Annotated in this window: 2 protein-coding genes and 2 pseudogenes; 2 read left to right on the plus strand and 2 right to left on the minus strand. The window is 66.9% G+C overall.

Translation table 11 applies throughout. The annotated features are described in order from the left end of the window. Positions 1 to 1,193: pseudogene (gene aceE, locus AC1VAN_RS14710) on the minus strand (pyruvate dehydrogenase (acetyl-transferring), homodimeric type); the annotation flags it as partial. A gap of 648 nt (positions 1,194 to 1,841) precedes the next feature. On the opposite strand from aceE, the gene AC1VAN_RS14715 reads away from it, so the two are divergent. Both AC1VAN_RS14715 and AC1VAN_RS14720 read left to right on the plus strand, forming a co-directional pair. Continuing rightward, positions 1,842 to 2,402, plus strand: a complete 561-nt coding sequence (locus AC1VAN_RS14715; RefSeq protein ID WP_099841794.1) for a PadR family transcriptional regulator — start codon at positions 1,842 to 1,844, stop codon at positions 2,400 to 2,402. 59 nt (positions 2,403 to 2,461) lie between these two features. Further along, positions 2,462 to 3,259: a siderophore-interacting protein gene (locus AC1VAN_RS14720; protein ID WP_164280921.1), complete on the plus strand. Its 798-nt coding sequence runs from the start codon at positions 2,462 to 2,464 to the stop codon at positions 3,257 to 3,259. A gap of 73 nt (positions 3,260 to 3,332) precedes the next feature. On the opposite strand, the pseudogene AC1VAN_RS14725 reads toward AC1VAN_RS14720, so the two are convergent. Further along, positions 3,333 to 3,755 (minus strand): annotated as a pseudogene (locus tag AC1VAN_RS14725) (hypothetical protein); the annotation flags it as partial.

Below are 3,755 nucleotides of genomic sequence, written 5' to 3' on the forward strand. Positions count from 1 at the left end.
CCGTAACCCTTGACCGTCTTGGCCAGGATGACGGTCGGCATGCCCTTGGTGTTCACGGCCTGGTGGTAGGCGGCGTACACCTTGTGCGGGTCGTGGCCACCACGGTTCAGGCGCCAGATGTCGTCGTCGGAAAGACCGGCCACCATCGCAGCGGTTTCCGGGTACTTGCCGAAGAAATGCTCGCGGGTGTACGCGCCGCCGAAGGCCTTGCAGTTCTGGTATTCGCCGTCGACGGTTTCCATCATCAGCTTCTTCAGGACGCCATTGGTGTCCTTGGCCAGCAGGGCATCCCAGTAACCGCCCCACAGCAGCTTGATGACATTCCAGCCGCCGCCACGGAACACCCCTTCCAGTTCCTGGATGATCTTGCCGTTGCCGCGCACCGGGCCGTCCAGGCGCTGCAGGTTGCAGTTCACCACGAAGATCAGGTTGTCCAGGCCTTCACGGCCGGCCAGCGCGATGGCACCCAGGGTTTCCGGCTCGTCGCTCTCGCCGTCGCCGATGAAGCACCACACCTTGCGGTCGGACTTCTCGATCAGGCCACGGTTTTCCAGGTAGCGCATGAACTGCGCCTGGTAGAWGGCGGCCAGCGGGCCCAGGCCCATCGACACGGTCGGGGTCTGCCAGTATTCCGGCATCAGCCACGGATGCGGGTACGACGACAGGCCGCCGCCGTCCACTTCCATGCGGAACTTGTCCAGCTGCTCTTCGCTGATGCGGCCTTCCAGGAAGGAACGCGCGTAGATGCCCGGGGCGCTGTGGCCCTGGATGAACAGCAGATCGCCCGGGTGGTTTTCGCTGGGGGCGCGCCAGAAGTGGTTGAAGCCCACGTCGTACAGCGTTGCGCCGGAAGCGAACGAGGCGATGTGGCCGCCCAGGTCGCCCGGCTTGCGGTTGGCGCGCACCACGGTGGCCATCGCGTTCCAGCGGATGATCGAACGGATGCGCCATTCCAGTTCGGCGTTGCCCGGGCTCTTGGCCTCCAGCTGCGGCTCGATGGTGTTGACGTATTCGGTAGTGGGAGAGAACGGCAGATAGGCACCCGAACGACGGGTCAGTTCCACCATGCCTTCCAGCAGCTGATGCGCGCGCTCGGGGCCCTCGACATCAATAACGGCCTTCAACGACTCGATCCACTCCTGGGTTTCCACAGGATTCGGGTCGTTGTTCAGCACCTCGTTCAACCAGTTCATTAGCGCTCCCATTACCGCACGCACGCGCGCGACTGTTGATAGATTTCTAGACCGCAAAGTGTAGCGCACCAAGGGCTTTCGTCACTTGGCTACGCTGGCGTATGGATGCAGGCCACCCATGTCTGCAAGGCCTGTCCCGGGACGTCCACCGGCGGGACAAAGCGCTGACAACGCGCTGCGGCAGGCCGCTGTGGCTGCCTGCAAGGGCTGCGCCAGCTGTCGCTTGCGGCCTGCTGCGCCCATGCGCAGGACGCAGTGTTACCGCCATGGATGACCGTTGTGGGGCAAGGCGGGCGCCATGTCGGCGTTGTCTGACGGGGCGCCGCTGAACCCGCGACAACGTGTCGCGCGCGCCTCTCGACGCAGACGAGGCAGCTGCGCACGGTTGGCCGCGAGCAGGCCCCTTCCCGCGGTTCGCCGCTCGTCTGCTGCGCCCCTGCCCGGGGCGGAAACCCGCAGTGCCGTTGCGTGGCCCGATACGGATGTCAGGCCGCGCAACGGTGGCTTGCGCCGCGCGCATCTTTCCCCCTGAGCCCTTGCGCCACTTGGCTGCGTGGCCCGATCCGGCAAGCGTTGTGGCCGGAATCCTGCTTGCCGGGTCCGGCCTATCGATATATCGTTTGCAACACACGTTACCGATATATCGAAATGGGCCGATCCCCCTCCCCTCGCAGCCGCACCGACGATGCCGCGGTACCCCGCCGCAACGGCCAGCCACGCGTGCTCAGCCGCGGTGACCTGCGCCTGTTGGTGCTGGCGCTGATCGGCGAGCAGCCGCGCCACGGCTACGAGCTGATGCAGCACATCAGCACCATGTTCATGCAGGCCTATACCCCCAGCGCCGGCACCATGTACCCGCTGTTGGCCAGCTTCGAGCAGGCCGGCTGGGTGGCGTCGGAAGAGGTGGACGGCCGCCGTGTGTTCCGCATCACTGCCGCCGGCGAGTTCGAGCTGAAGGTGCAGCGCAGCCAGGTGCGCTTGGCGCAGCGGCGCGCATTCGACCGCGCCCGCGAGATCACCAAGGCCTCGCTGCCAGCACCGCTGGCCGCTGCGCTGCGCGAGTTCAAGCGGGCGCTGGTGCACCACCACGGGCGCTGGGCCGACGGCGAAGCCGAGCAAGTGGCTGCGCTGCTGTCGCGTGCCTCGGCGCTGATCAACGGCCAGGGCGACAACGCGCCTTCTCCCTTTTCAACGACCCAGCCAGACTGATTCCAGCCAGGTCTCCCCCATGCCGCGCGCCCCCGCGCGACCTTCCAACAGGTACCCCCATGACCGAACATCACAACTCGCGCCTGCGCCTGGATGTGCGCTTCCGTGAACTGACGGTGCTGCGCACCGAGACTGTCACCCCGCACATGCGCCGCATCGTGCTGGGCGGCGACGACCTGGCCGGCTTCGATTCGCCCGGCGCCGACGACCACATCAAGCTGTTCTTCCCCAACGCCAGCGGCGAGATGGTGCTGCCGGTGCTGACCGCCGAGGGCCGCAGCTACCCCGAGGGCAAGCAGCCTTCGCCGGCACGCGACTACACCCCGCGCTGGTGGGACCACGAAACCGGTGAGCTGGCCATCGACTTCGTGCTGCACGACCAGGGCGTTGCCGGGCCGTGGGCCGAGCGCGCACAGGCCGGCGACATGCTGGTGATCGGCGGCCCACGCGGCTCGTTCGTGGTGGCCGACAGCTATGACGCCTACGTGCTGATTGGCGATGAGACCGCGCTGCCCGCCATCGCCCGCTGGCTGGACGTGCTGCCCGAAGGCGCGCAGGTGCAGGCCTACATCGAGGTGGCCGACGAGGACGAGCGCCAGGACCTGCCGCAGTACGAGAACGTGCGCATCCACTGGCTGGAGCGCAACGGCTTCCCGGCCGCCAGCAGCACGCTGCTGGAAGACATGCTGACCGACTTCGAGGTGCCCGAGGGCGATACGTTCTACTGGATCGCCACCGAATCGCGCCGCGCGCGGATGATGCGCAAGTTCATCGAAGGCCACCTGGGCGTGCCGCGCGACTGGATCCGCTCGACCGGTTACTGGAAGGCGCACCCGGACGAACAGGACGGCGATTGACCGCAAAACGGTAGGTGCGGACCGTTGGTCCGCACGCTCTTCTACGAGTAGTGCCGGCCGCTGGCCGGCAACCTCATGAACCTTCGGCKGCATCCTGCAACTGCCGGSCAGCGGCCGGCACYACCAACCGGGGCGCAGCCCCACCCTTCCATCCGAACCGATGCGCGGCCCAGATCTCCAGCGCCAGCAGCAGCGYRATGATCGCCAGCGGCAGCAGCAACCCCAGGTACACACCCGGCATCATGCCGTTGATCTGCGCCTTCACCAGCCGCAGCACGCCGCGCGTATGCAGCAGCTCATCCATGCGCATGGTCAGCGCCTCACGCACCATCTTCGGCTCCAGGCCCACAGTGCCAGCCTTGTCGATCAGCGTGTCTTCCACCATCGCGCGCAGCAATCCGGCGCGCACCTTGCCGATCACCCAGCCCACGCCGCGCGCCATCGGCCCGTCACCGAGCCGCTCCACGCTTGGCAGTGGATGCTCGCGCAGGTAGAT

This window comes from Stenotrophomonas sp. 05L44_2, assembly GCF_056665995.1.

Coding starts and splice junctions, on each gene's coding strand:
- AC1VAN_RS14715 (WP_099841794.1), top strand. CDS start 1,842: ATGGGCCGATCCCCCTCCCCTCGCAGCCGCACCGACGATGCCGCGGTA.
- AC1VAN_RS14720 (WP_164280921.1), top strand. CDS start 2,462: ATGACCGAACATCACAACTCGCGCCTGCGCCTGGATGTGCGCTTCCGT.